Origin of the sequence: Halomonas sp. HG01 (assembly GCF_000968715.2) — a bacterium.
GTDB lineage: Bacteria > Pseudomonadota > Gammaproteobacteria > Pseudomonadales > Halomonadaceae > Halomonas > Halomonas halophila.
Window position 1 is genome coordinate 189775 of sequence record NZ_CP022134.1, and the last position, 25187, is coordinate 214961.

20 protein-coding genes are annotated in these 25187 nt (G+C 68.1%); 7 read left to right on the top strand and 13 right to left on the bottom strand.

Going from position 1 to position 25187, the window contains the following annotated elements:
* Window positions 1–46 precede the first annotated feature (46 nt).
* Window positions 47–2098 carry a TonB-dependent receptor family protein gene (locus UN84_RS00855; protein WP_046079571.1) on the bottom strand — a complete coding sequence of 684 codons (2052 nt, stop codon included), beginning with the start codon at window positions 2096–2098 and terminating at the stop codon, window positions 47–49.
* Window positions 2099–2293: 195 nt separating this feature from the next.
* Between UN84_RS00855 and UN84_RS00860 the strand changes: the two genes are divergently transcribed.
* Window positions 2294–2935, top strand: a complete 642-nt coding sequence (locus UN84_RS00860) for a rhomboid family intramembrane serine protease (protein WP_046079570.1) — start codon at window positions 2294–2296, stop codon at window positions 2933–2935.
* A gap of 10 nt (window positions 2936–2945) precedes the next feature.
* Here the strand turns inward: UN84_RS00860 and gnd are convergent, their stop codons facing one another.
* The 3 genes from gnd to UN84_RS00875 form a co-directional block, all read right to left on the bottom strand.
* Window positions 2946–3926 carry a phosphogluconate dehydrogenase (NAD(+)-dependent, decarboxylating) gene (gene gnd, locus UN84_RS00865; RefSeq protein ID WP_046079569.1) on the bottom strand — a complete coding sequence of 327 codons (981 nt, stop codon included), beginning with the start codon at window positions 3924–3926 and terminating at the stop codon, window positions 2946–2948.
* A gap of 144 nt (window positions 3927–4070) precedes the next feature.
* Window positions 4071–5312, bottom strand: a complete 1242-nt coding sequence (locus UN84_RS00870; protein ID WP_035599502.1) for a ribonucleotide-diphosphate reductase subunit beta — start codon at window positions 5310–5312, stop codon at window positions 4071–4073.
* A 127-nt stretch (window positions 5313–5439) separates the two neighbouring features.
* Window positions 5440–8343: a ribonucleoside-diphosphate reductase subunit alpha gene (locus UN84_RS00875; RefSeq protein WP_046079568.1), complete on the bottom strand. Its 2904-nt coding sequence runs from the start codon at window positions 8341–8343 to the stop codon at window positions 5440–5442.
* 351 nt (window positions 8344–8694) lie between these two features.
* Between UN84_RS00875 and UN84_RS00880 the strand changes: the two genes are divergently transcribed.
* Both UN84_RS00880 and UN84_RS00885 read left to right on the top strand, forming a co-directional pair.
* Window positions 8695–9408 carry a winged helix-turn-helix domain-containing protein gene (locus tag UN84_RS00880; RefSeq protein ID WP_046079567.1) on the top strand — a complete coding sequence of 238 codons (714 nt, stop codon included), beginning with the start codon at window positions 8695–8697 and terminating at the stop codon, window positions 9406–9408.
* Window positions 9408–11045 (top strand): ATP-binding protein, encoded by a 1638-nt coding sequence (locus UN84_RS00885; protein ID WP_046079566.1) that lies wholly within the window; start codon window positions 9408–9410, stop codon window positions 11043–11045. Before UN84_RS00880 ends, UN84_RS00885 begins: the two co-directional genes overlap by 1 nt.
* Before the next feature lie 9 nt (window positions 11046–11054).
* Here UN84_RS00885 and UN84_RS00890 read toward each other — a convergent pair whose 3' ends face one another.
* Window positions 11055–11969, bottom strand: coding sequence for a LysR family transcriptional regulator (locus UN84_RS00890; RefSeq protein WP_035599496.1), 915 nt, complete (start codon window positions 11967–11969; stop codon window positions 11055–11057).
* 185 nt (window positions 11970–12154) lie between these two features.
* Between UN84_RS00890 and UN84_RS00895 the strand changes: the two genes are divergently transcribed.
* Both UN84_RS00895 and UN84_RS00900 read left to right on the top strand, forming a co-directional pair.
* Window positions 12155–12916, top strand: a complete 762-nt coding sequence (locus UN84_RS00895; RefSeq protein WP_052719366.1) for a COG3650 family protein — start codon at window positions 12155–12157, stop codon at window positions 12914–12916.
* 117 nt (window positions 12917–13033) lie between these two features.
* Window positions 13034–13633 (top strand): FMN-dependent NADH-azoreductase, encoded by a 600-nt coding sequence (locus UN84_RS00900; RefSeq protein WP_046079565.1) that lies wholly within the window; start codon window positions 13034–13036, stop codon window positions 13631–13633.
* Window positions 13634–13715: 82 nt separating this feature from the next.
* Here the strand turns inward: UN84_RS00900 and UN84_RS00905 are convergent, their stop codons facing one another.
* Window positions 13716–14780, bottom strand: coding sequence for a metal-dependent hydrolase (locus tag UN84_RS00905; RefSeq protein ID WP_046079564.1), 1065 nt, complete (start codon window positions 14778–14780; stop codon window positions 13716–13718).
* Window positions 14781–14811: 31 nt separating this feature from the next.
* The gene (locus tag UN84_RS00910; protein WP_046079563.1) at window positions 14812–15372 is read right to left on the bottom strand and encodes a DNA-3-methyladenine glycosylase I; all 561 of its coding nucleotides are present in this window, start codon (window positions 15370–15372) and stop codon (window positions 14812–14814) included.
* A gap of 104 nt (window positions 15373–15476) precedes the next feature.
* Here UN84_RS00910 and UN84_RS00915 point away from each other — a divergent pair, with 104 nt between their 5' ends.
* Window positions 15477–15917, top strand: a complete 441-nt coding sequence (locus tag UN84_RS00915; RefSeq protein WP_035599973.1) for a VOC family protein — start codon at window positions 15477–15479, stop codon at window positions 15915–15917.
* An 89-nt stretch (window positions 15918–16006) separates the two neighbouring features.
* On the opposite strand, the gene UN84_RS00920 is transcribed toward UN84_RS00915, so the two are convergent.
* A complete protein-coding gene (locus UN84_RS00920) occupies window positions 16007–16411 on the bottom strand; it encodes a DoxX family protein (RefSeq protein ID WP_046079562.1) in 405 nt (134 codons plus the stop codon).
* Window positions 16412–16521: 110 nt separating this feature from the next.
* Here UN84_RS00920 and UN84_RS00925 point away from each other — a divergent pair, with 110 nt between their 5' ends.
* Window positions 16522–16962, top strand: a complete 441-nt coding sequence (locus tag UN84_RS00925; protein WP_046079561.1) for an META domain-containing protein — start codon at window positions 16522–16524, stop codon at window positions 16960–16962.
* A 96-nt stretch (window positions 16963–17058) separates the two neighbouring features.
* On the opposite strand, the gene UN84_RS00930 is transcribed toward UN84_RS00925, so the two are convergent.
* From UN84_RS00930 to UN84_RS00950, 5 genes are all read right to left on the bottom strand, one after another.
* Window positions 17059–18498 (bottom strand): phosphatase PAP2 family protein, encoded by a 1440-nt coding sequence (locus UN84_RS00930; protein WP_082090914.1) that lies wholly within the window; start codon window positions 18496–18498, stop codon window positions 17059–17061.
* A 175-nt stretch (window positions 18499–18673) separates the two neighbouring features.
* Window positions 18674–21523, bottom strand: coding sequence for a valine--tRNA ligase (locus UN84_RS00935; protein ID WP_046079560.1), 2850 nt, complete (start codon window positions 21521–21523; stop codon window positions 18674–18676).
* A 284-nt stretch (window positions 21524–21807) separates the two neighbouring features.
* Window positions 21808–22251 (bottom strand): DNA polymerase III subunit chi, encoded by a 444-nt coding sequence (locus UN84_RS00940; protein WP_046079559.1) that lies wholly within the window; start codon window positions 22249–22251, stop codon window positions 21808–21810.
* 76 nt (window positions 22252–22327) lie between these two features.
* Complete coding sequence (locus tag UN84_RS00945; protein ID WP_046079558.1) at window positions 22328–23407, bottom strand: branched-chain amino acid aminotransferase; 1080 nt, start codon at window positions 23405–23407, stop codon at window positions 22328–22330.
* A 171-nt stretch (window positions 23408–23578) separates the two neighbouring features.
* Window positions 23579–25102, bottom strand: coding sequence for a leucyl aminopeptidase (locus tag UN84_RS00950; RefSeq protein WP_046079557.1), 1524 nt, complete (start codon window positions 25100–25102; stop codon window positions 23579–23581).
* Window positions 25103–25187 lie beyond the last annotated feature (85 nt).

The following is a 25187-nucleotide window of genomic DNA, read 5'->3' on the forward strand; positions in this document are numbered from 1 at the left end:
GGGGCCGCCCCTTGAGGCGGCCCCGGGAGAGGCGCGAAGACGCGGCCTAGAAGGCCAGCTCCACGCCGGCATAGACGCTGCGGTCCGGCGCCGTGTTGAAGTAGCGGCCACGTTCGTCGTTGATGACGATGTTGTCGTAGTACTCGCGGTCGAACAGGTTCTGCACGCCCACGTAGGCCTTGAGCAGGGTGTCGTCGCCGAGGCGCCAGCCGTCGCCGGCACGCAGGTTGGCCAGCCAGACGTCGTCGATCTTCACCCTGTTCTCGTCGTCGGCAACCATCGAGCCCACGTAGCGGGTCTCCAGGGTGGCGAAGCGCTCGCCGAGGCCCTGCCAGGTCAGCTGGTTGACCCAGGTGCGCTCGGGCAGGCCCGGGATGCGGTTGTTGGCGAGGTCTTCGCCTTTGTCGTTGACGTAGTCCTGGAACTCGTAGCGCGCCAGGGTCAGGGCGCTGTCGAGTCGCCAGTCCTCGGCGAACTGCCAGCCCAGGGCCACTTCCAGGCCATCCTGGCGGCTGCGGCCGGCGTTGCGGTAGAAGTCGCGGCCGCCGTCCTTGTAGGCGATCAGCGAATCGCGGACTCGGGTCGAGAACAGCGCCACGTCGTAGTCGAGGCCGGCATCGACGAAGCTGCCGCGAAGGCCGATCTCGCGGTTCCAGGCCTTCTGCGGCTCGAGGTCCGGATTGAAGCCGCCCACGCGGGCCGGGTTGGCGAACTCGGTGAAGGTCGGCGTCTCGTAGGCGGTGCCGGTCGAGAGGTAGGCCTGGTGGTTGGGCAGGTAGCGATAGCTCAGCCCGGCGCTGCCGCTCCACTGATCGAAGCTGCGATCGCCGCCGTTGTCGCCATCGTCGAGGTAGTCGTCGTCGATATCGAACTTGGTGTGGTCGAAGCGGGTGCCGAGGGAGAGGGTCCACCGATCGGTCAAATCCAGGTCGCCCTGGGCGAAGACGCCGACCGAGCTGGCGGTCTGGGTCTCGTCGGCGGCGCGGCCCTGGTGGTCGCCGTCGATGGTGACGTCATCGCGATAGCGCTCGTCTTCCTGGCGCGCCAGGTCGACGCCGGTCACGTAGCTCAGCGGCAGGCCGCCCACGGTCAGCGACTGGCGATACTCGGCGCTGCCGCCGTAGTAGTCGCGATCGTAGGCGACGAAGCTGTCGCCGGCATAGGCCAGCTGCTGCTCGAAGTCGCGCTTCAGGTAGAAGCCGCGCAGGGTCAGCTCGCCGGGGCCGGCGGCCCGGTCCTCGTACTCGAGGCCCAGCTGCTGCTGGTCGACCGACTGGCCGGCATCGATGCGAGTCGGTGAATAGAAATTGCTGTCGATCGTGCCTTCGCGGTCATCGCTGACCGCCTCGGCGGTCAGGCCGCCCGGATCCTCGGAGCGCGGGTTGTCGAGCAGGTTGACGATGGCGGTGATCGAGCGGTCGGCGTCCAGCTCGCGGCGCAGCTTGGCGTTGAGCTGATACTTCTCGACCTCGCTGTGATCGCGATAGCCGTCCATGCCCAGCGCCGAGACGCTGACGTGATGCGACCAGGGGCCCTCGACGCCGCCGTTGCTGAGGTTCAGCTTGCGATAGCCGTCGCTGCCGCCCTCGACGCGCAGCCTGGTGCCCGGGTCGCTCTCGCCGTCGGCGGTGGTGACGTCGATCACGCCGCCGGCGGCGTTGCCGTACTGCACCGCCGCCGGGCCGCGGATGACCTCGATGCGCCGGGCGCTGTCCAGATCGATGGCATCGAGCTGGGCCTGGCCGTCGGGAAGGGTGTAGGGAATACCGTCGACGCGCACCGTGATGCCGCGCACGCCCCACGGGGTGCGGGCGCCGAAGCCGCGGATCGACACCCGCTCGCCCTGGACGAAGTTGTGACGGTTCTGGAGATACAGCCCCGGCACGGTGGCCAGCGACTCGTTGAGGCGCTCGCGGGACTGGCCCTGGGCGATCTGCTCGTTGTCCACCACGGACACGGCGGCGGGCGTGGCATAGAGCTCACGCTCGAGACGCGATGCGCTGACCGTCAGCGGCTCGAGGGCCAGCTCGGCGGCCTGGCCGGCGGCGGGCAGCAGCAACAGGGGCGTCATCAGGGGGGCGAGTGACCGTCGGGGCATGGGGTGTCGAGTCTCCGGGGGAAATGAGTGTGGAAATGTTCTCATTCTAATAGATTACGTGCAAATCGGATGCTGGCGTTCCCTGATCCTTCAGCGTCGACCAGAGCGCGGCCTGGCGCAACGACGACACCTCGACCTTGCGACGCGGTGGCATTGCCGTCCACCTTGAAAAGATGGCAGCCGGGAGGACGCGGAGTGCGACGCACGCTGGAAAAGGGCGAGGGACACGGCAGGAGCTCGGTGATCGGCCTGCTGCTGGCGGCCAATGGCCTGGTGTTCCTGGTGCAGCAGCTGCTGCCGGGACCGATGCTGCGCTATCTGGCGCTGTGGCCGCTCGGCGTGGCGCCGGAGACGCTGCCCTCGGGGCTGCCGGCGGGCGAGTTCCATCTCTGGCAGCTCTTGAGCTATGCCTTCCTGCACGGCAGCCTCTTTCATCTGGCCATCAACATGTTCGTGCTGTGGATGTTCGGCAGCCCGCTGGAGCGCGACTGGGGCAGCCAGCGCTTCGCGCGCTACTACGTCCTGTGCGTGTTGGGAGCGGGCGCGGCGCAGCTGCTGGTGGTATCGATGTCGACCGGCCCGTTCGCGCCCACGGTGGGCGCCTCGGGCGGCGTCTATGCGCTGCTGCTGGCCTTCGGCCTGCGCTACCCCAACCAGTACATCCTGCTGTTGATCCCGCCGATACCGATGAAGGCCAAGTACTTCGTGATCGTCATCGGCCTGGTGGAGCTGTGGTTGGGCATCGCCGGGACCCGCCAGGGCGTGGCGCACTTCGCGCACCTGGCGGGCATGCTGGTGGGGCTGGCGCTGATCCTGAGCCGGCACCGGCGCCCATGAGCCTTCCGGCCTATTGCTTGGGCGGTTCGACGTGGCCGCCGAAGCCGAAGCGCATCGCCGACAGCAGGCGGTTGGCGTAGGTGTTCTCCTTGCGCGAGGCGAAGCGCGAGAACAGCGCGTTGGCCAGCACCGGGGTGGAGACACCCTGTTCCACGGCGGCATCGACGGTCCAGCGACCCTCGCCGCTGTCGGAGACGGCGCCGGAGTAGTGGTCGAGGCGCGGGTCGCCGGCCAGCGCCTGGGCGGTGAGGTCGAGCAGCCAGGAGGAGACCACGCTGCCGCGACGCCAGACCTCGGCCACGTCCGCCAGGTTCAGGTCGAAGCGCTGGTCTTCCGGCAGGTCCGGCGAGGCCTTGCTCTGCATCAGCTCGAAGCCTTCGGCGTAGGCCTGCATCAGGCCGTACTCGATGCCGTTGTGGACCATCTTGACGTAGTGGCCGGCGCCCACCGGGCCGGCGTGAATGTAGCCGCGCTCGGCGCGCTCGTTCGGGGCGTTGCGGCCGCGGGTGCGCTCCAGGTCGCCGTAGCCGGGGGCCAGGCTGTCGAACAGCGGCTCCAGGCGGTCGAAGGTCGCGTCCTCGGCGCCGACCATCATGCAGTAGCCGCGCTCGAGGCCCCAGACGCCGCCGGAGGTGCCGACGTCGACGTAGTGCAGCCCTTTCGGCTCGAGCGCCTTGGCACGGCGGATGTCGTCCTTGTAGAAGGTGTTACCGCCGTCGATGATGGTGTCGCCCGGCGCCATCAGCTCGGCCAGCGCGTCGATGGTGGCCTCGGTCGGCTCGCCGGCGGGCAGCATCACCCAGACGGCGCGCGGCGCGTCGAGGCTCTCGACCAGCGCGGCGAGGCTCTCGGCGTGGCCGATGCCGTCGTCGACGAGGGCCTGGGCGGTGGCGGCGTCCTGGTCGTAGGCGACGACTTCATGGCCGTCGCGCACCAGGCGGCGTGCGATGTTGCCGCCCATTCGGCCGAGTCCGATGATACCGAGTTGCATGTTGCTTCCTTTGACGTGATACGGGATGGGGTGCGGGACGGCGGCAAAGCCTACCCATTGCGGCGTCGCGACGCAAAGCGGGCCATGTCGCCTGACATGGCCCGCCGAGCGTGACGCTCGCGTCTCGCTAGGAGCAGAGGACTATCAGTCCCAGCTCAGGGCGCCGCCGACCTGATACTCGGTGACGCGGGTCTCGAAGAAGTTCTTCTCCTTGCGCAGGTCGATGATCTCGCTCATCCACGGGAAGGGGTTCTCGGCGCCCGGGAACTGCTCCTTGAGGCCGATCTGCGCCAGGCGGCGGTTGCAGATGAAGTGCAGGTACTCCTCCATGATCGCCGCGTTCATGCCTAGCACGCCGCGGGGCATGGTGTCGCGCGCGTAGGCGATCTCCAGTTCGGTGCCCTCGAGGATCATCTGGGTGACCTCGTCCTGGAACTCGGCGGTCCACAGGTGCGGGTTCTCGATCTTGATCTGGTTGATCATGTCGACGCCGAAGTTCAGGTGCATCGACTCGTCGCGCAGGATGTACTGAAACTGCTCGGCGACGCCGGTCATCTTGTTGCGCCGGCCCATGGACAGGATCTGGCTGAAGCCACAGTAGAAGAAGATGCCCTCGGTCACGCAGTAGAAGGCGATCAGGTTGCGCAGCAGCTCCTGGTCGGTCTCCGGGGTGCCGGTGTGGAAGTCTGGGCGGGCCAGCGACTGGGTGTGCTTGAGGCTCCAGGCGGACTTGGCCGAGACCGAGGGCACCTCGCGGTACATGTTGAAGACCTCGCCCTCGTCCATGCCCAGCGACTCCACGCAGTACTGATAGGCGTGGGTGTGGATCGCTTCCTCGAACGCCTGGCGCAGCAGGTACTGGCGGCACTCGGGGTTGGTGATCAGGCGATAGACGGCCAGCACCAGGTTGTTGGCGACCAGCGAATCGGCGGTGGAGAAGTAGCCCAGGCTGCGTTCGACGATGCGGCGCTCGTCCGCGGTGAGGCCGTCCGCGCTCTTCCACAGCGCGATGTCGGCGTTCATGTTCACTTCCTGGGGCATCCAGTGGTTGGCGCTGCCGTCCAGGTACTTCTGCCACGCCCACTCGTACTTGAAGGGCACCAGCTGGTTGAGGTCGGCGCGGGCGTTGATCATCCGCTTCTGCTCGACGTCGATGCGCTGGGCGCCCATCTCGAGTTCCTCGAGGCCGGCGGCCACGTCGAGTTCCTCGAGGGACTGCTTGGCGCGGGCCAGACGGTCCTGCTCGGCGACCTGGTAGGCGCCGGCGCTGTCGCGGACCTCCTCGGCGGGTGCCTCGGCCTTGGGTGCGGGCTGCGGCGCCGGAGCCGGCTGCGGGGCTTCGGCGGTGGCGGTGTCGTCTTCGTGGAACTCGTTCCAATCGATCATCTGTGTCTCTCCCGGTGGTCGGCCGGATGGTCCGCAGGCGTTCGCGTCGGGGGAGCGCTGCGGCAAGGGTAGAAGGGGCGGAGCCGGAGGGAGATCCCTCCGGCTCGAGCGGTGGCGCGTGACGCCGTTACTGGCAGGCCTCGCAGCCCAGCTCGTCGATCTCGCCCGCGGAGGGCGCACGGGAGCCGCCGCCGTTCTTGCCCTGCAGGAAGTCGTCGATGCCCTTGGGCTCCTGCTTGGCTTCCGGCGCGGCGGACGGCGTCGGGGCGGCGCCGGGCGAGGCGTTGCTCACCGCGTTGAGGTTGCCGCGGTCCACGGTGGACTTCTCCACCGAGGTGGCGCCCAGGGCGCGCAGGTAGTAGGTGGTCTTGAGGCCGCGGAACCACGCCATGCGGTAGGTCACGTCCAGCTTCTTGCCGGAGACGCCCTTGATGTAGAGGTTCAGCGACTGGGCCTGGTCGATCCACTTCTGGCGACGGGCGGCGGCCTCGACCAGCCACTTGGGCTCGACCTCGAAGGCGCTGGCGTACTTGGCCTTCAGGTCGTCCGGCACGCGGTCGATGGGCTGCACGGAGCCGTCGTAGTACTTGAGGTCGTTGATCATGACCTCGTCCCACAGGCCGCGCTCCTTCAGGTCGTTGACCATGTAGGAGTTGACCACGGTGAACTCGCCGGACAGGTTCGATTTCACGAACAGGTTCTGATAGGTCGGCTCGATCGACTGCGAGACGCCGCAGATGTTCGAGATGGTCGCGGTCGGGGCGATGGCCATGACGTTGGAGTTGCGCATGCCCTGGGCGGCGACCTTGTCGCGGATGCGATCCCAGTCCTGGGTCGTGGAGGTGTCGACCTCGATGTACTTCGCGCCGCGCTCTTCCTTCAGCTTCTCGACGGAGTCGATCGGCAGCACGCCCTGGCTCCATAGCGAGCCTTCGTAGCTCTGGTAGTGTCCGCGCTCGGCGGCCAGGTCGCTGGAGGCCTCGATGGCGTGATAGCTGACCAGTTCCATGGAACGGTCGGCGAAGGTCACGGCGTCCTCGGAGGCGTAGGCGATGTCCTGGGCGTAGAGGGCATCCTGGAAGCCCATGATGCCGAGGCCCACCGGGCGGTGCTTGAAGTTCGAGTTCTTCGCCTGCGGCACCGCGTAGTAGTTGATGTCGATGACGTTATCGAGCATCCGCACCGCGGTCTTGACGGTCTTCTTCAGCTTGTCGCCGTCGAACTCGCCGTCGACCACGTGCTGGGCCAGGTTGATGGAGCCCAGGTTGCACACCGCGATCTCGTCGACCGAGGTGTTCAGGGTGATCTCGGTGCACAGGTTGGAGCTGTGGACCACGCCGGCGTGCTGCTGCGGGCTGCGCAGGTTGCACGGATCCTTGAAGGTGATCCACGGGTGGCCGGTCTCGAACAGCATCGAGAGCATCTTGCGCCACAGGTCCTTGGCCTTGACGCGCTTGAACAGCTTGAGCTGGCCGTTGCGGGTCATCTCCTCGTATTCCTGGTAGCGCTTCTCGAAGGCGGCGCCGTACAGGTCGTGGAGGTCCGGGCAGGTGGCCGGCGAGAACAGGGTCCACTCCTGGTCGTCGAAGACGCGCTTCATGAACAGGTCCGGCACCCAGTTGGCGGTGTTCATGTCGTGGGTACGACGACGGTCGTCACCGGTGTTCTTGCGCAGCTCGAGGAACTCCTCGATGTCGAGGTGCCAGCTCTCGAGGTAGGCGCAGACGGCGCCCTTGCGCTTGCCGCCCTGGTTCACGGCCACGGCGGTGTCGTTGACCACCTTGAGGAACGGCACCACGCCCTGGGACTTGCCGTTGGTGCCCTTGATGTAGGAGCCCAGCGCACGCACCGGGGTCCAGTCGTTACCCAGGCCGCCGGCCCACTTGGAGAGCAGGGCGTTGTCGCGGATGGCGCTGTAGATGCTGTCCAGGTCGTCAGGCACGGTGGTCAGGTAGCAGCTGGAGAGCTGGCTGCGCACGGTGCCCGCGTTGAACAGGGTCGGGGTGGAGGCCATGTAGTCGAAGCTTGAGAGCAGCTCGTAGAACTCGATGGCCCGCGCCTCGCGGTCGTCCTCGTTGAGCGCCAGGCCCATGGCGACGCGCATGAACATCACCTGGGGCAGCTCGTAGCGCACCTCGTCGCGGTGGATGAAGTAGCGGTCGTAGAGGGTCTGCAGGCCCAGGTAGGTGAACTGGGCGTCGCGGGTGTGGTCCAGGGCATCGCCCAGGCGATCGAGGTCGAACTCGGCGAGCTGCGGGTCGAGCTGCTCGAATTCGATGCCCTTCTCGATGTAGGCCTGGAAGGCCGGCTTGTAGAAGTCGGCCATCTCCTGGTAGGTCGCCTCGTCGGCGATGCCCAGGAACGACAGCGCCTCGCGGCGCAGGTTGTCCTGCAGCAGGCGGGCGGTGACGTAGGTGTAATTGGGATCCTTCTCGACCAGGGTCCGCGCGGTCATCATCAGCGCCTGGGAGACGCCGTCGGCGCTCACGCCGTCGTAGAGGTTCTTCAGCGAGTCCTCGACGATCTTCTGCGGATCGACGTTGGTGAGATTCTCGCAGGCGTCGAAGACCAGGGTCTCGACCCGGCCCAGGTCCAGCGGGCGAGTGCTGCCGTCCGGCGCGGTGACGTTGAGCGTCGGGTGCGGCTTCTCGATGTCGGCGCCGGCCTCGGCGCGGGCGCGGGCGTGCTCCTCGCGGTACAGCACGTAGGCGCGGGCGACCTTCTGCTCACCGGCGCGCATCAGTGCCAGTTCGACCTGGTCCTGGATGTCCTCGATGTGCACGGTGCCGCCGTCGGGCATGCGGCGCTGGAAGGCCTGGGCGATGCCCTCGGAGGCCTGCTGCACGAAGTCGCGCACCCGGGAAGAGGTGGCGGCGTTGTCGCCCTCCACGGCGATGAAGGCCTTGCTCAGGGCCACGGCGATCTTGCCGGCATCGAAGGGCGCGACATCGCCGGTGCGCTTGATGACACGCAGGGTCTGCGGTGCGGTAACGGAGACGGACGAGTGGTCCGGGGCAGCGGTGGTATCCATGGCGCCGGGGGTCCCTACCTGGTCGGTTGAAGAAGGCCGCCGAGGGGCGACGGTTGACAGAATTCGGGGTGGTTGCTATGGCACAGGATGTGGTGTCCCTGCCGAAGGTGGGCACAAGATAGTGTGCTTTTTCTCGTCCATCAAGTGGATAACTTGTGGATGGGCTGTGACCATCCGGGGGGAGTTCTGGGCACTTCTCGCCAACCCGCACGGTTGGGCCGCTGGCGCCGATTCGGGGTGGGCGTCGACGAGCGAAGGAACGCGTTGTCGGGTATTCTTTAGCTATCGGTGGTCGGACGAGTGCCGACGACCCACACCATCCGCACGCCCATTGAGGAAGATGACGCACAAATGGACGACAGCCTGGACCCTTCCGAGCAGGATCACGTACTGATCATCGAGGATGATGAGCGCCTGGCCGAGCTGACCCGCGACTACCTCGAGGCCAACGGCTTTCGGGTGACTCTCGAGCCCGACGGCGCCCGGGGTGTCGACAGCATCCTCGCCCTGCAGCCCGACCTGGTGATTCTGGACCTGATGCTGCCCGGCGAGGACGGCCTGTCGATCTGCCGTCGGGTGCGCGCCGACTACCCCGGGCCGATCCTGATGCTCACCGCCCGCACCGACGACATGGACCAGGTGCTGGGGCTGGAGATGGGCGCCGACGACTACGTGGCCAAGCCGGTGCAGCCACGGGTGCTGCTGGCGCGCATGCGGGCGCTGATGCGTCGCCGCGAGACCGGCGCCGTCGGTGAGGAGCCGCGGCTGGCGTTCGGGCCGCTGGAGATCGACAGCTCGACCCGTGAGGCCTTCCTCTCCGGCGAGCGCGTCGACCTGACCAGCGCCGAGTTCGATCTGCTGTGGCTGCTGGCCAGCAACGCCGGCCGGGTGCTGACCCGGGAAGAGATCTTCTCCCAGCTGCGCGGCATCAAGTACGACGGTCAGGATCGCTCCATCGACGTGCGGGTCTCGCGGATTCGCCCCAAGATCGGTGACGATCCCAACCAGCCGCAGCGGATCAAGACCGTGCGCAGCAAGGGCTACCTGTTCGTCAAGGAAGGCTGATGGCGTCCTTCCGCCTGCTGCCCAGGGCCCTGTCCGACAGCACCTTCCTGCGGGTCTACGTGCTGCTGGCGCTGGCCCTGGTGATGAGTTTCGCCCTGGCGCTGCTGGCCATCACCGTGGTCGACAAGGTGCGGCGTCAGCACTATCAGGAACAGCTCGCCGAGGCGCCGATGACGCTGTTCAGCGCTCGGCTCGAGGCGCTGCCCGCGGAGAGGCGTGACGCCTGGCTGCGCGAACAGAGCGCCCGGCTCGGCATTCGACTGTCGCTGCACGAGATGACCGACTATCCGCTCGGCTACTTCGAGCGCGCGCGGCTCGAGGGCGGCCAGACCCTGGTGCGTCAGACCGAGACCATGGGCTGGCTGCTGCACCGCCGGCTGGACGACGAGCCGCGGCTGCTGCGCCTGGAGCTGGCCTCGCTGGGTGAGCATCAGCTGGTGGGCCTGGCGCGGCAGCTGGGTCAGTGGCTGGTCGAGGTGCCCCCGGAGCGCCGCGCGGCGCGGCTCGACCGGCTGCGTAGCGGGGTGATCCAGCTGAGCCTGACCGACACGCCGCCCGAGGGGCTCGACCCGACGCGTCTGGCTTCGCTGAGCGATGCCGAGGTGGTGGTGCGCCTGCTGCCCCAGCGCTGGGCGATGTCGCTCTATCTTCAGCTGCCGGTCGCGTCGGGCGGGACCCAGTGGGTCGAGGTCGGCCCGCTCAACGCCTTCGAGCCGCTGCCGGCGTCGCTGTTGCTGCTGTTGCTGCTGATGCTGCTGGGCATGCTGGCGGTGATCATCTACCTGATCGTGCGCGGCGTGGAGGCACGCATGGCACGCCTGGAACTGGCCGCCACCCGCATCGCCGCCGGCCGCCTGGACACCCGGGTCAAGGTCGAGGGCAACGATTTCCTGAGTCGGCTGGGCATGGCGCTGAACGGCATGGCGACTCAGGTGCAGTCGCTGCTGCGCGGCCAGCAGGACATGATCCGGGCGGTGTCCCACGAGCTGCGCACCCCGGTCGCGCGTATCCGCTTCGCCGTTCAGATGGTCGAGGACATGACCGACGAGCCGGGCGTGCGGCGCCATCTGCAGGGCATCGACGCCGACATCACCGAGCTCGACGACCTGGTCGACGAGATCCTGACCTACGCGCGCCTGGGCAGCGAGACGGCCAACGGCGTGCCCATGGAGACCTCGCTGGTGGAGTGTCGCGCGATGGCCGAACGCGTCATCGAGGCGCTGCACCCGCTGCACGCCCAGCTGAGCCTCAGCCTGGTGCCCGGCGAGGAGGTGGAGGCCGCGGCCGAGTCGCGCTATCTGCAGCGGGCCCTGCAGAACCTGGTGGCCAATGCCTGCCGCCATGCCCGCGCCCGGGTGTTGATCCGCATCCACGGCGAGCCACGGCTGGTGCGCATCGACATCGAGGATGACGGCCCCGGGGTGCCGGTGGCCAAGCGCAGCGAGATCTTCAAGCCCTTCGCGCGTCTCGACGACAGCCGGGCCCGCAACTCGGGCGGCTACGGCCTGGGGCTGTCGATCGTGCAGAAGGTGATGGCCTGGCACGGCGGCAGCGTGATGGTGGACGCCAGCCCCTCGCTCGGCGGGGCTCGCTTCACGCTGCTGCTGCCCCAGCGCGCCGCGGGGCATGACGCCTGAGCCGGGCACTCAGGCCGGCTTGACGCCCTCCAGCACCGCAAACGAGGTCTCCCGGGCGGTGCGCAGGAAGTCTTCCATCCAGGGCGCATCGCGCGTCTCCTCGCGGATCGCCGCGAACAGCGTGCTCCACACCCCGTGCTCGCCCAGCGGCACCGCCTTCACGTAGTCCCGCTCCAGATATTCGGTCAGCGCCCAGTTGGGCAGCGCGCAGACGCCGCGGCCGCTGGCCACCAGCTGCATCATCATGATCGTCAGCTCGGCGGTGCGTACCTCGCGCGGCCGGCAGTCGGCCGGGTCGAGGAACTGGGTGAAGACGTCCAGTCGTCCATGCTCCACCGGGTAGGTGATCAGCGTCTCGTCGACCAGGTCCTGCGGCGCCACGAACGGGCGTCCGGCCAGGCGGTGCTGGCGGGCCACGGCCAGCAGTCCCTCGTAGCGGAACAGCGGTTCGTAGTGGACGCCGGGCAGCGGCTGTGGATCGGCGGTGATCACCAGGTCGAGCTGCTCCCGGGCCAGGGCCGGCAGGGGGTCGAAGTGATGGCCGCCGGGAATGTCGATCTCCACCTCGGGCCAGTGATCGCGGAAGTGGTCCACGGTGGGCATCAGCCACTGGAAGCAGCTATGGCATTCGATGGCCATGTGCAGCCGGCCCTGTTCGTTGCCGGCCAGCCGGGCCAGGTCGCGTTCCGCCATGCGAACCTGGGGCAGCACCTGTTCGGCCAGCGCCAGCAGGCGTAGCCCGGCGCGGGTGAATTCCACCGGCCGGGTCTTGCGCAGGAACAGCGGGCTGCCCAGCCGCTCCTCCAGGTCCTTGATCTGGTGGGAGAGGGCGGACTGGGTCAGGTGCACCCGCTCGGCGGCTTCGACCAGGGAGCCGGCGTCGCGCAGGGCGATGAGCGTGCGGAGGTGGCGGAGTTCGAGCATGCTTTTGAGCTAACTTCATGATGATGAAGAGCAAGTTTAGTTTTATTCAGACGTATGGGCCAGTCGGATGCCGCGGCCCGCGTCGAGGTCGTGCCATGGCTTCGGAGCGGGGGCATGGCGCCAAATGCGCTCGGCGGCTGGTATGCTGGCGACGATGGAGTCTCGTCGCACAAGGAGTCATTGCCATGTTCCGCCTTTCTTCCTGCCGGATCGCCCTGCCGCTGCTGATGTCGCTGGGCCTGTCCGGCTGCATCACCTACGTCAACTCGCCGACCCCCGAGCCCGCTCCCGAGCCGCCCGAGACCAGTGACGCGGGCACGTCCGCCGAGGCCGACGCGCCCAAGGCGCCGTTGCTGCCGTCGACGCTGTTTCCCGGCGAGGCCGACGAGCTGGTCGGCTGGCGCTGCACCCCGGCCCAGGATCTGGTGACCGCCGAGGGCGACGACGAGCTGCGACTGTGGTCGGCCCTCGGCGCCACGCGGCTCACGCCGTCCGTGGTGGCCAGTGGCAGCCGCTATCAGAGCGGCGGGCTGAGCGTATGGCTGAAGGGCGACGAGGCGCTGGTCGAGAGCCAGCGGGGCCGGCTGGACTGCCGGCGCGACATCACCCTCGATGCCCTGACCCGCGAAGGCCATCCCGGCGTGATGTTCCACGGCCGCGGCAACGAGCCGGGCTGGCACGTGGCACTGGCCAACGACGTGCCCGAGCTCGACCTGACGCTCGACTACGGCGAGCGTGAGATGACGCTGCCCTATCGGGTGACCACCCTCGACAACGGCGCCGGCCGGGTGATCCTGGCCAGCGGCCAGGCAGCGCGGCCCTTCACGCTGCGCATCGAGGCCAAGGCCTGTTTCGATGACATGAGCGGCCAGCCCTGGCCGGCCCGGGTGACGCTGTCGCTCAACGGCGAGACCTATCGGGGCTGCGGGCAGGGGATCGCGCCCTGAGGGGCAGGATGTTCGACGCGATCGAATGATAGGCGCGGTTTTTTCCGCTTATCGTGGCCAAAAACGAATATATAATGGCGATCATTCTTACGCTCACGAAGCTTCAAGGAGATCGCCATGACCCGCGTCCTCGTCCTGACCTCTTCCATCCTCGGCGGCAACTCCCAGGCGTTGGCCGATCACTTCAGCACCCTGGCCGGCGAGCGCGACGGCGTGGAGATCACTCGCCGCGATCTGGTGGCCGACGATCTGCCGCACCTGGGGCTGCCGGAGCTCGCCAGCTGGCAGGTGGCCCCGGAAGAGCGCGATGCCGAGCAGCGCGAGCTGGCGGCCCGTTCCGACGCCCTGATCAAGGAACTGCTGGCCCATGACGTGGTGGTGCTCGGTGTGCCGATGTACAACCTCGGCGTACCGTCGCAGATGAAGGCCTGGTTCGACCGCGTGCTGCGCGCCGGCGTGACCTTCCGCTACACCGAGAACGGCCCGGTGGGCCTGATCGAAGGCAAGCGGGCCATTCTGCTGGCGGCGCGCGGCGGCGAGTACGCCGGCTCCGAGCTCGATAGCCAGACCCCGCACCTCACCCACATGCTGGGCCTGATGGGCATCGGCGAGGTGGATACCGTGTTCGCCGAGGGGCTGAACATGGGCGAGGCCAAGCACGACGCGGCCATGAACGAGGCCCGCCAGGCCATCGCCGGCCTGGTCGAGCGCCTCTGAGCCGGCGATGCCGACCTGAGCATCATCCATCGCGTAACAGGGCGACCCTTAGGTCGCCCTGTTCGCGTTCTGGGATAGCCGGTCAGCAGGTGGCGGACGTTGACAGCCGCCAGCGAGGCTCGACGAACTGACCGACGCAGAGCCGCGGTTCGGTGGAGAGGATTCGCGTGCCCAGCCGCCTCAGCGCCGCCTCGCTGTCACGGCGCCGGGGCTCGAGCTGGTAGGGCGCGGCGAGCGGCCGCCAGCCGTCGTCGGTGCGCTCGGCGAGGGCGAAGTGGAAGGCGTGGAAGCCCGGGAAGCCCAGTCGCAGATCGGTGGCCACCAGGGTGGCCGGCTCCCGACTCTCGTCGACCTCGTAGCGCAGGAAGGGGCCGGCGAACCAGTCCAGGCGACGCCCGCTGGCATCGTCCTGGACCACGGTTTCCCACTCGCTGCCGCGGGAGAAATGCTCCAGCCGGGGCCGCCGGTCGCCATCGAAGACGCCGACCAGCGTCTCGTGGTAGCGGTCCGCCTCGGCCACGCTGACGCGCCACAGCAGGATATTGAAGGGTGTGGGCTGGATGAGACGCGGCGCGTCCTCCAGGCCGTTCTCGGCGAGCACCGGCTCCACGCGCTGCTCGATCAGGGTCCGGGCGCCCAACGACAGCACCAGGTACAGGCAGGACAGTGCCAGCCCCCAGCGGGTGGCGCCGATTCGTCCGCTGAACAGGGCTATCAGTACCGTCGCCAGCAGCGGCAGCGAATAGAACGGGTCGATGATGAACACCAGCGGGTAGGCCGTCGGGCGAAGGTCCAGCGGCCACCAGATCTGGGTGCCGTAGGTGGTTAGCGCGTCCAGCAGCGGATGGGTCAGCAGGCAGAGGCCGAAGAAGGCCAGCCAGCGTCCCGGGGAAATGTCCCGCGCCTTGGCGAAGCGGGCCGATAGCCCGGCGAGCAGGGCCGCGAGCCCGGCCAGCACGAACAGCGAATGGCTGAAGCCGCGGTGCTGGGTGACGTTGGCCACCGCGTCGCCGTAGTCGATGACCACGTCGAGGTCGGGCAGGGTCCCGAGGGCGGCGCCGATCAGCACCGCCTTGCGGCCCAGCCGTCGGCCCAGTACGGTGCCGCCGATCGCCGCGCCCAGCGCGGCCTGTGTCAGGGAATCCATGGGCGAAGAGGGTCCTCGGGTCGCGGTGATATCAGGGGGCGGGGCGTGTCGTCTCGCGGGCCCGGGCCCAGGCGGGGCCGGCGGCGAGGACGCGGGCCTGGACCGGGCAGTCGTCGCGATGGGCGCCGGGCAGGTAGCCGCTGCTCATCAGGAACTCGCCGACGATCTCCGGGCCGGTGAAGCGGAAGGTCCGCTTGAAGAGCCCGACCCAGTCGGCGTGGGGGCGCGGATGATGGGCCTCCAGCCAGGCGTGGAAACTGCCGTGCTCGTCGCGCAGGTGCTGGATCACGCCGGCATTGTGGATGACGGCGTCGACCTTGAGGCGGTTGCGGATGATGCCGGCGTCGGCCAGCAGCCGGGCACGCTCGACATCGCCGTAGGCGGCCACGCGGTCGACGGCGAAACCCTCGAAGGCGTCGTGGAAGGCGTCGCGCTTCTTGAGCACGGTCAGCCAGGACAGTCCCGCCTGGTTGATCTCCAGGGCCAGGCGCTCGAACAGCGTGTCGTCATCGGCAACGGGGAAGCCGTATTCATGGTCGTGATAGGGGCCGTGAAACGGATGGCCGGGGGCCAGGTCACAGTAGTGGCTCATGGAACCTGCTCGTCGAGGAAGGCGTCGGGGAGCATGATGCCTCAGCATGCCCCCGCCGACAGCACTTGTGAAATTCAATCGATCCGCGAAATAGGGAGAGAGACATGCAATATCTGCACACCATGGTCCGGGTCAGCGATCTGGACGCCTCGCTGCACTTCTACTGCGACCTGCTGGGGCTCAAGGAAGTGCGCCGCAAGGAGAACGAGAAGGGGCGCTTCACCCTGGTGTTCCTCGCCGCCCCGGCAGACGAGTCGCGCTCCACGGAGCTGCAGGCGCCGGAGCTCGAGCTGACCTGGAACTGGGACCCGGAGACCTACACCGGCGGCCGCAACTTCGGCCACCTGGCCTATCGCGTGGACGACATCTATGCGCTGTGCGAGCACCTCCAGGCCAACGGCGTGACCATCAACCGCCCGCCCCGCGACGGCCACATGGCCTTCGTGAAGAGTCCCGACGGCATCTCCGTGGAGCTGCTGCAGGCCGGTGAGGCGCAGGCACCGAAGGAGCCGTGGGCATCCATGGAGAACACCGGCAGCTGGTAAGCGGCCGCCGGCCTGTCCTGCGGAAATGAAAATGTCGCCGACGGAGGCCCGTCGGCGGCATTGTCTGTGCGGGGCAGTGGCGCGGGCGCTCAGTCGGGCCGGAGCGCCATGCGTCCGCTGCCGAGGAAGACCAGCGCCAGGGCGCCGGCGAAGAACATGCCTTGCAGCTCGAGCTGCCAGCCGCCGTTGTCGTTGAGCATGAACAGCTCGCCGGTGTGGGCCAGCAGCACCGCGACCAGCATGTTGCCGGCCATCAGCAGACCCGCCAGTCGGGTCTGCCAGCCGAGGATGGCCATCACCGGGGCGACGACCTCGCCGATCAGCACGCCGTAGGCGAGCACGGCGGGCAGCCCATAGCCCTCCAGCAGGCCACCGATCCAGTCGAACGAACCGGGGTTGAACAGCTTCGAGATGCCGTGAAACAGGATCAGGCCGCCCACGGCGAGTCGCAGCAGCAGCTTGCCGAGGGGATCGTTGTGCAGGGCGTTGAGCATGGGACCTCTCCTTGTTCGATGGGATGCGCAAAGCATTGTCCGAGACGCCGGCCTGGGGCAAGCTTGATCTCGATATCGATACGCTCCCGCCAACGTTCAAGGATGACACCATGTCTGCCCCCCTTCGCCTTGCCCTGCCGCTGATGCTGGCCGCGCTGATGGCCGGCTGTGCCGCCGGCCCCGCGCCGGTCCCCCCGCCCGGCGACACCGTTTCCGGCCCGGTGGTCGGGCCTCGCTGGAACCTGCTGTTGGTGGGTACCAGCGAGCGATTGGATATGCCGGCCACGCCCTGGTTCCAGGTCGCGGCGGACGGCAACGTCACCGGCAGCGACGGCTGCAACCGCTTCACCGGCAGTGTCGCGCTGGATGCGCAGAACCGCATCGAGTTCTCCTCGCTGACCTCGACCCGCCGCGCCTGCCCGAACATGGCCGGCGCCCGCCAGGTCACCGAGATGCTGGACGAGGCCTATCGCTACCTTATCGATCATGACCGGCTGGTGTTCTTCGGCCCCGACCAGCACGTGCTGGGCGGCTTCCGCCGCGTCGACTGAGGCGGTCGATACCGCCAGGACGACCAGGGGAAAAGACGACAAGGGCCCGCCTGAACCAGGCGGGCCCTTGTCGTGGGGGTGCCGTCGCCGACCGGCTCAGTGCCGGAGCGGGAGGCGCGGCAGGGACTGTCGAATGGCGCGCGTCAGCCCCTCGGCCATCGGCGTGCACAGCACCCAGGGCAGCAGCAGCAGGGCGATGCTCAGCGCGCCGATGTAGACGTCGCTGAACCAGTGGGCGCCGACCAGGATGCGCGGCGCGCTGAGCAGCACCACGAAGGCCAGGCTCCAGCCGGCGATGCAGCGATCCGCGAAGCGCAGCATGAAGCCGGCGAAGACCATCAGCATCAGGCCATGGTCGCCCGGGAAGCTGTTGGCATCGGAATCCTTGGTCGGGATGCTGACGATGTCGGTCAGCCGCGCGGCGTGCTCGAAGAAGCGCGTCGGGCTGGGGTGGCCGTAGCTGATCGCCTCATTGGTGATCAGCGCCACGATGCCGGCGGTGATCAGCATGGTCACGCCGATGGCGGTCCAGTGTCGGACGCGATCCTCGCGCGTGTCGCGGCGCATGGCCAGGGTGAAGAGCAGGCCCAGTATCCCGAAGGAGATCGCGTCGAAGGCGCGTGAGTTGAGCACCGCCAGCAGGTCGGCCCAGTGGGGGTTCTCCGGCGAGATCCAGGCGTTGAACAGCCAGAAGAGATGGTCGTCCAGGTCGATCCACAGGATGCCATGCGGCACGGCCCAGCTCAGCAGCAACAGCACGCCGGCGAGGTTGTAGGCCGAGATGCGCTTGAGCATGCCCCGCTGGTCGTACAGCCGCCGGGGCCAGGAACGGACCGGACCCAGGCGCCGACAGGCGCCGTCGAAGAACGTCGCCAGCCGCCTGATGAGCGTCGAGATCGAGGCATTGCACAGCACCCAGGGCAGCACGACCAGGGCGATGGCCAGCGATCCGAGATAGACGTCGCTGACCCAGTGGGCGCCGCCCATGATGCGTGGCAGCGTGACCAGCATGCTGAGGGCCACCGCCAGGCTGGCGATCAGCCGGTCGGCGAAGCGCAGCATGAAGCTGGCGAACACCATGGCCATCAGCCCGTGATCGCTGGGGAAGCTGTTGGACGCCTCGTCCTTGGCCGCCAGGGCGGTGTGTTCGCTCAGGAAGTTGACGTCCTGGTGCCACAGCGTGGGGCTCGGGCGTGCCGCCAGCAGGTTCTGGTGCAGCAGCTCGCCGAGCAGGGCGGCCACGGCCGACATCACCAGGCCGATCGCCAGCCACTTCTGCCAGCTGCCCCTGGGGTCTCGGTGCATGGCGAAGAACATCATGACCATGAGCACCGCGAACATCGCCAGGTCGAAGGTGCGGGTGTTGAGTGCCGCCAGGAATTCGGTCCAGTACGGGTAGGCGGGACCGATGAACTGGTTGAAGAAGTAGAAGACGTCGTCGTCGAGGCGGGTCCAGGCCAGTGCGGTGGGGAGCCACCAGCTCGCGATCAAGGCGAAGCCAAGAAGGTTGTAGAAGAGGATTCGGCGCAGCTGCATGACCAATACCCTGATAAGGATTAGCCGGTTATTTTAATCGATGTCGAGAATCAAAAACAGTGTTTGCTAACTGTCCCGATCGATCGCTGTTCGCGGTGGGCGGACCGGCGGGCGTGAAGCACTCGGCCCCGCCATAGGCGGGGCCGAGTGGGAGTAGTGCTTGGCGAAAGAAGGATCAGAGCGCGGCGATCTTGTCGCGCTGTTCCACCAGTACCTTGCGGGCGGCGGCGAAGTCCGCCAGCTTGTCGCGCTCCTTCTGCACCACTGCCTCGGGGGCCTTGGCGACGAAGCTGTCGTTGCCGAGCTTCTTCTCGATGCCGCCGATCAGCTTGTCCTGCTTCTCGATTTCCTTGGCCAGGCGCGCGAGCTCGGCGTCCTTGTCGATCAGCCCGGCCATGGGCACCAGCACTTCCATCTCGCCGACCAGCTGGGTGGCCGACAGCGGCGCCTGTTCGGGATCTTCGAGCCAGGTGACGCTCTCGAGCTTGGCCAGCTTGGAGAGGAACAGCCGGTTGGCCTCCAGGCGCTCGCTGTCGCCGGCGGTGCCCTTGGTCAGCAGCGCCTCCAGCGGCTTGCCCGGGGCGATGTTCATCTCGGCGCGGATGTTGCGGATGGCCACGATCACGCCCTTGAGCCACTCGATGTCGCGGGTGGCGTCCTCGTCGATCAGCGCCTCGTCGGCCTGCGGCCATGGCTGGGTCATCACGGACGGACCCTCGACGCCGGCCAGCGGGGCCACGCGCTGCCAGATCTCCTCGCTGATGTAGGGCATCATCGGGTGGGCCAGGCGCAGCACGGCCTCGAGCACGCGCACCAGGGTGCGGCGGGTGCCGCGCTTGGCGGCATCAGAGGCGCCGTCGTCCCACAGCACCGGCTTGGAGAGCTCGAGGTACCAGTCGCAGTACTCGTTCCACACGAAATCGTAGAGCGCCTGGGAGGCGTGGTCGAAGCGGAACTCCTCCATCGCCCTGGTGACCTGGGCCTCGGTCTTCTGCAGCTGGGAGATGATCCAGCGGTCGGCCAGCGACAGCTCGACCTCGCCGCCCTGTCCGTCGCGCGAGACGCCGCAGTCCTCGCCTTCGGCGTTCATCAGCACGTAGCGCGAGGCGTTCCACAGCTTGTTGCAAAAGTTGCGGTAGCCGTCGAGGCGGCCCATGTCGAACTTGATGTCGCGGCCGGTGGTGGCCTGGGACAGAAAGGTGTAGCGCAGGGCGTCGGTGCCGTGGGGCTCGATGCCGTCCGGGAACTCGCCGCGGGTGGCCTTGGCGATGGCCTTGGCCTTCTGCGGCTGCATCATGTTGCCGGTGCGCTTCTCGACCAGGGCGTCCAGGTCGATGCCGTCGATCAGGTCGATCGGGTCGAGCACGTTGCCTTTGGACTTGGACATCTTCTGGCCCTGGCCGTCGCGCACCAGGCCGTGCACGTAGACCTGCTTGAAGGGCACCTCGCCGGTGAACTTCAGGGTCATCATGATCATCCGGGCGACCCAGAAGAAGATGATGTCGAAGCCGGTGACCAGCACGCTGGACGGATGGAAGGTCGCCAGCTCCGGGGTCTGCTCGGGCCAGCCCAGGGTGCCGAAGGTCCACAGCCCGGAGCTGAACCAGGTGTCGAGCACGTCGTCGTCCTGGGTCAGCTCGAGGTCGGCGGCCAGACCGTGCTTGGCGCGGGCCTCCTCGGCGGTGCGGGCCACGTAGACGTTGCCCTCGGCGTCGTACCAGGCCGGGATGCGGTGGCCCCACCACAGCTGGCGCGAGATGCACCAGTCCTGGAGGTCGCGCATCCAGGCGAAGTACATGTTCTCGTAGTTCTTCGGCACGAACTCGATGTCGCCGTTCTCCACCGCGGCGATAGCCGGCTTGGCCAGCTCCTCGACGGCGACGAACCACTGATCGGTGAGCAGCGGCTCGATGACGTCGCCGGAGCGGTCCCCAAAGGGCAGGGTGTTGTTGACGGTCTCGACCTGCTCGAGCAGGCCGGCGGCGTCCATGTCGGCGACCAGGCGCTCGCGGGCCTCGAAGCGGCCGAGGCCTGAGTAGGCGGCGGGCAGCGAGGTGTCGATGTCGGCCAGCGGGCGGCCCTGGAGGTCGAACGCCTCGGCGGCCTCGAGGACGGCGGCGTCCTTGGAGAAGACGTTGATCAGCGGCAGGTTCTGGCGCTTGCCGACCTCGTAGTCGTTGAAGTCGTGGGCCGGGGTGATCTTCACGCAGCCGGAGCCCTTCTCCATGTCGGCGTGCTCGTCGGCCACGACCGGAATGCGGCGGCCGACCAGCGGCAGCTCGACGAACTTGCCGACCAGCGAGGCGTAGCGCGGGTCTTCCGGGTTGACCGCCACGGCGCTGTCGCCGAGCAGGGTCTCGGGACGGGTGGTGGCGACGACCAGGTAATCCTTGCCGTCGTCGGTGGTCACGCCGTCGGCCAGCGGGTAGCGGAAGTGCCAGAACTGGCCCTGCTGGTCCTTGTTCTCGACCTCGAGGTCGGAGATCGCGGTGTGCAGGGTCGGGTCCCAGTTGACCAGCCGCTTGCCGCGGTAGATCAGATCCTCTTCATAGAGGCGCACGAAGACTTCCTGCACGGCCTTGTAGAAGCCGTCGTCCATGGTGAAGCGCTCGCGGGACCAGTCGACACTGGCGCCCATGCGGCGCAGCTGGCGGGTGATGTGGCCGCCGGACTCGTGCTTCCACTCCCAGATCTTGTCGGTGAAGGCCTCGCGCCCGAGGTCGTGGCGGCTCTTGCCTTCCTCGGCCGCGACTTTGCGCTCCACCAGCATCTGGGTGGCGATGCCGGCGTGGTCGGTGCCCACCTGCCACAGGGTGTTGCGACCCTGCATGCGCCGCCAGCGCGTCAGGGTGTCCATGATGGTGTCCTGGAAGGCATGGCCCATGTGCAGGCTGCCGGTGACGTTGGGCGGCGGGATCATGATGGAGAACGGCTCGCCCTCGCCGGAGGGGGCGAAGCGGTTGTCGGCTTCCCAGCGCTCGTACCAGCGGGTTTCGATCTGCTCGGGTTGGTAGGTCTTGTCCATGGAGTCTTCCGGGTCGAAGGAGGTGGCGACGACGCGGCACGGCGGGCCCTCGGGCCGGCGGTGCGGGACGCGAAAAATGGGCTCGATTATAGCCCGAGGGGCCGGGTGGCGTCATGGGCGGCCGGCAGGCTTCTCGATGCAGTGAGGGGACGCCGGGGGCAGGTCGAAGAGGGGGTTTTTGGCCATGGATGGCCAAAGAAGCGCCCAGGGATGGGTTCATAGCGCCCCTCGGAGACCTGTCGACGGAATAGCCCCGAACAATGCGGCTCAGGAAAAGGAGGAGCTCAGGCCCCGGCGCGCAGATGGTGCGGCGTGACCGGGTAGCCGCGCTTCTTGTAGGTCTGCCAGCAGCGCCGCTTGGCGGTCAGCACCGCCTGGTGCTGGTTGATGATCTCGGCGACCCGCTCGAAGCGTGAGAACCACTCGGGAATCTCCGGGTGCAGGTTGAGCATCGCCTGCACGCCAGCGTCGCCGGGCGGCGGTTCCTGCCAGCCGATGGTCACCGGCACGCTGTCGGCCTGCTCGCTGCCGAGCAGCGCGTGGGGCAGGTAGGCGTCGGGCCGGAAGGTCCAGAGGGTGTCGTCCAGCTCCCGGGCCATGGCCTTGTCCTCGGCGTGCAGGTGCAGCCGATAGCCCTTGCGGGCGATGGTCTCGGCGAGCCGGCAGGCGAATGCCAGCCGCGCTTCCAGGGTGGTCTCGGGGAGGATGTAGAAATCGATGCGGGTCATGAGACTCCGTCTAAAACGGACTGCGCTCGGCCTTGCCCCCGGGAAAACCCGTCTCTCCGGGGGCAGGAAAAGCCGTTTACACCAGGCGGGTCAGCCAGCCGTACTTGTCCTCGCTGCGGCCGTACTGCAGGTCCAGCAGTCGGGTGCGCAGGCGCTTGGCGATCTCGTTGTCGCCCTCGGCGGCCAGGCGGATGGTGTCGTCCTCGGTCACCAGCTCGCCCACCGGGGTGATCACCGCGGCGGTGCCGCAGGCGAAGACCTCGACGATCTCGCCGCTGGCCGCGCCCTCGCGCCACTCGTCGATGCTGATCGGGCGCTCTTCCGGGGTCAGGCCCTCGTCGCGCGCCAGGGTCAGCACCGAGTCGCGGGTCACGCCCTCGAGGATGGTGTCGGTCAGGCGCGGGGTGACGATGCGGCCGTCGCGGTAGACGAAGAACAGGTTCATGCCGCCCAGTTCCTCGATCCACTTGTTCTCGGCGGCGTCGAGGAAGGCGACCTGGCTGCACTCGTGGTCGGCGGCTTCCTTCTGGGCGGCCAGGGAGGCGGCGTAGTTGCCGCCGCACTTGGCGAAGCCGGTGCCGCCGGGGGCGGCGCGCTTGTAGTGCGAGGACAGCCAGATCGAGACCGGCTTGATACCGCCCTTGAAGTAGGCCGCGGCCGGCGAGGCGATGACGTAGTAGTCGACCTCGTGGGACGGGCGCACGCCGAGGAAGCTCTCGCTGGCGATCATGAACGGGCGCAGGTAGAGGCTCGACTCGTCGGCCTCGCTGGCCGGGGTCGGCACCCAGGCGCTGTCCTGGGCCAGCAGGGCCTTGAGCGAGTCGATGAAGTCCTCGTCGGAGAGCTCCGGCAGGGCCAGGCGACGCGCGCTGCGACGGAAGCGCTCGGCGTTCTTCTCGGGGCGGAAGGTCCACACCGAGCCGTCGGCGTGGCGGTAGGCCTTCACGCCCTCGAAGATTTCCTGGCCGTAGTGCAGCACCGCGGCGGCCGGGTCCAGGGTCAGCGGACCGTAGGGGCGTACCTCATGGCCGTGCCAGCCGGCGTCGACGGTCCAGCGGACGTGGGCCATGTGATCGGTGAAGTAGCGCCCGAAGCCGGGGTCGCTCAGGATCTCCTCACGGATCGGGGTCGCCGTGGCATCGGCGGTGGGCAGCATGGAAAAACGTTCGGTGGACACGGCTTGGTCTCCGCTTCTATCGGGGCGCGGCCGGCGCCCCGGCAGGCTGAACAGGGTGACCGGGCGAGAGGCCGCCCGGTCAACGAATGTCGACATTCACATGAAAAAGTCGCCACGCCCAAAAGGCAAGCCCGGGCGTGGCGGCGGCGCTCAGGCCTCGCCGTCGGCCTCGACCTGGCCTTCGGCCTCGCGGTCCAGCAGGTACTGGGTCAGCAGGCTGACCGGGCGGCCGGTGGCGCCCTTCTGCGCGCCGGAGTTCCAGGCGGTGCCGGCGATGTCCAGGTGCGCCCAGGGGAACTTGTCGGCGAAGCGCGAGAGGAAGCAGCCGGCGGTGATGGTGCCTGCCGGGCGGCCGCCGATGTTGGCCAGGTCGGCGAAGTTGGAGTCCAGCTGCTCCTGGTACTCGTCCCACAGCGGCAGGTGCCAGGCGCGGTCCCAGGCGGTCTCGCCGGCATCGAGCAGGTCCAGCGCCAGGTCGTCGTCGTTGGCCATCAGTCCGGTGGCGTGGTGGCCCAGGGCGATGATGGCGGCGCCGGTGAGGGTGGCGATGTCGACCACGCTGGCCGGCTCGAAGCGCTCGGCGTAGGTCAGGGCGTCGCACAGCACCAGGCGACCCTCAGCGTCGGTGTTGAGCACTTCCACCGACAGGCCCCGAAGGGTCTTGATGATGTCGCCGGGCTTGGTGGCGCGGCCGCTGGGCATGTTCTCGGCGCTGGCGACGATCGCCACCAGATTGATCTTCGGCCGCACGGCGAGCACCGAGGTGACGGCGCCGAACACGCTGGCGGCGCCGCACATGTCGAACTTCATCTCGTCCATGCCCGCGCCGGGCTTCAGCGAGATGCCGCCGGAGTCGAAGGTGATGCCCTTGCCGACCAGCACGTGGGGGGCCTCGTCGGGGTCCTCGGCGCCTTGGTACTTCATCACGATCAGGCGCGAAGGCTCGTCGCTGCCGTGGCCGACGGAGAGCAGCGAGTGGGCGCCCAGCGTCTCGAGAGCCTCCTCGTCGAGGATCTCGGCGCTCAGCGCGCCGTCGGAGCCGGCGGCCAGCTGCTCGGCGCGGTCGGCCAGATAGCGCGGCGTGCAGACGTTGCCGGGCAGGTTGCCCAGGGTGCGGGCGGCGTTGATGCCCTGGCCGATGCCGTCGCCGACCCGGGCGCCTTCGCGGGCCGCCTCGGCGTCGTCGCCTTCGCTGACCAGCAGGGTCACGCGCTCGAGCTTCGGCGCCGGGCCGGGCTCGGACTTGAATTCGGTGAAGCGATAGACCGCGCGATGGGCGGCCTCGGCGACCGTGCGCGCCTTCCAGTCGCTGTCGCGGTCGGGGACCGGCACGTCGGTGAAGGCCACTGCGGCGTCGTCGGCGGGCAGCGTCGCCAGGGCGGTGAAGGCCGCGTCCACGGCCTTGCGGAAGGCGCCTTCCTGGCACTTGTCACGGGGCCCCAGGCCGACCAGCAGCAGGCGGTCGGCGTTCAGACCGGGGGCGAAGGGGACCATCTGCACGTTGCCCAGCCTGGCGTCGAAGTCTTCGCGCTCGATCAGCTGGCCGATCAGCCGCTCGCTGGCATCGTCGAGCTTGGCGGCGGCGGGCAACAGGTCGCCATCCTTGAACACCGGTACCACGAGGCAGGCCGTCTCGACCTTGGCGGGATTGGCCGTCTGAACTGGGAATTCCATGGTGTCTCCACAAGACAAGCGGTGGGGGATTCTGGATAATGCCGGCACATGGCCGAGTCGTCCCAGTGTACCCCAGGAGCCTGCC

Excerpts from the sequence above, each read along its gene's own strand:
- UN84_RS00855 (WP_046079571.1), bottom strand. The coding sequence starts at position 2,098 with ATGCCCCGACGGTCACTCGCCCCCCTGATGACGCCCCTGTTGCTGCTG.
- gnd (WP_046079569.1), bottom strand. The coding sequence starts at position 3,926 with ATGCAACTCGGTATCATCGGACTCGGCCGAATGGGCGGCAACATCGCA.
- UN84_RS00870 (WP_035599502.1), bottom strand. The coding sequence starts at position 5,312 with ATGATCGATTGGAACGAGTTCCACGAAGACGACACCGCCACCGCCGAA.
- UN84_RS00875 (WP_046079568.1), bottom strand. The coding sequence starts at position 8,343 with ATGGATACCACCGCTGCCCCGGACCACTCGTCCGTCTCCGTTACCGCA.
- UN84_RS00880 (WP_046079567.1), top strand. The coding sequence starts at position 8,695 with ATGGACGACAGCCTGGACCCTTCCGAGCAGGATCACGTACTGATCATC.
- UN84_RS00885 (WP_046079566.1), top strand. The coding sequence starts at position 9,408 with ATGGCGTCCTTCCGCCTGCTGCCCAGGGCCCTGTCCGACAGCACCTTC.
- UN84_RS00890 (WP_035599496.1), bottom strand. The coding sequence starts at position 11,969 with ATGCTCGAACTCCGCCACCTCCGCACGCTCATCGCCCTGCGCGACGCC.
- UN84_RS00895 (WP_052719366.1), top strand. The coding sequence starts at position 12,155 with ATGTTCCGCCTTTCTTCCTGCCGGATCGCCCTGCCGCTGCTGATGTCG.
- UN84_RS00900 (WP_046079565.1), top strand. The coding sequence starts at position 13,034 with ATGACCCGCGTCCTCGTCCTGACCTCTTCCATCCTCGGCGGCAACTCC.
- UN84_RS00905 (WP_046079564.1), bottom strand. The coding sequence starts at position 14,780 with ATGGATTCCCTGACACAGGCCGCGCTGGGCGCGGCGATCGGCGGCACC.
- UN84_RS00910 (WP_046079563.1), bottom strand. The coding sequence starts at position 15,372 with ATGAGCCACTACTGTGACCTGGCCCCCGGCCATCCGTTTCACGGCCCC.
- UN84_RS00915 (WP_035599973.1), top strand. The coding sequence starts at position 15,477 with ATGCAATATCTGCACACCATGGTCCGGGTCAGCGATCTGGACGCCTCG.
- UN84_RS00920 (WP_046079562.1), bottom strand. The coding sequence starts at position 16,411 with ATGCTCAACGCCCTGCACAACGATCCCCTCGGCAAGCTGCTGCTGCGA.
- UN84_RS00925 (WP_046079561.1), top strand. The coding sequence starts at position 16,522 with ATGTCTGCCCCCCTTCGCCTTGCCCTGCCGCTGATGCTGGCCGCGCTG.
- UN84_RS00930 (WP_082090914.1), bottom strand. The coding sequence starts at position 18,498 with ATGCAGCTGCGCCGAATCCTCTTCTACAACCTTCTTGGCTTCGCCTTG.
- UN84_RS00935 (WP_046079560.1), bottom strand. The coding sequence starts at position 21,523 with ATGGACAAGACCTACCAACCCGAGCAGATCGAAACCCGCTGGTACGAG.
- UN84_RS00940 (WP_046079559.1), bottom strand. The coding sequence starts at position 22,251 with ATGACCCGCATCGATTTCTACATCCTCCCCGAGACCACCCTGGAAGCG.
- UN84_RS00945 (WP_046079558.1), bottom strand. The coding sequence starts at position 23,407 with ATGCTGCCCACCGCCGATGCCACGGCGACCCCGATCCGTGAGGAGATC.
- UN84_RS00950 (WP_046079557.1), bottom strand. The coding sequence starts at position 25,102 with ATGGAATTCCCAGTTCAGACGGCCAATCCCGCCAAGGTCGAGACGGCC.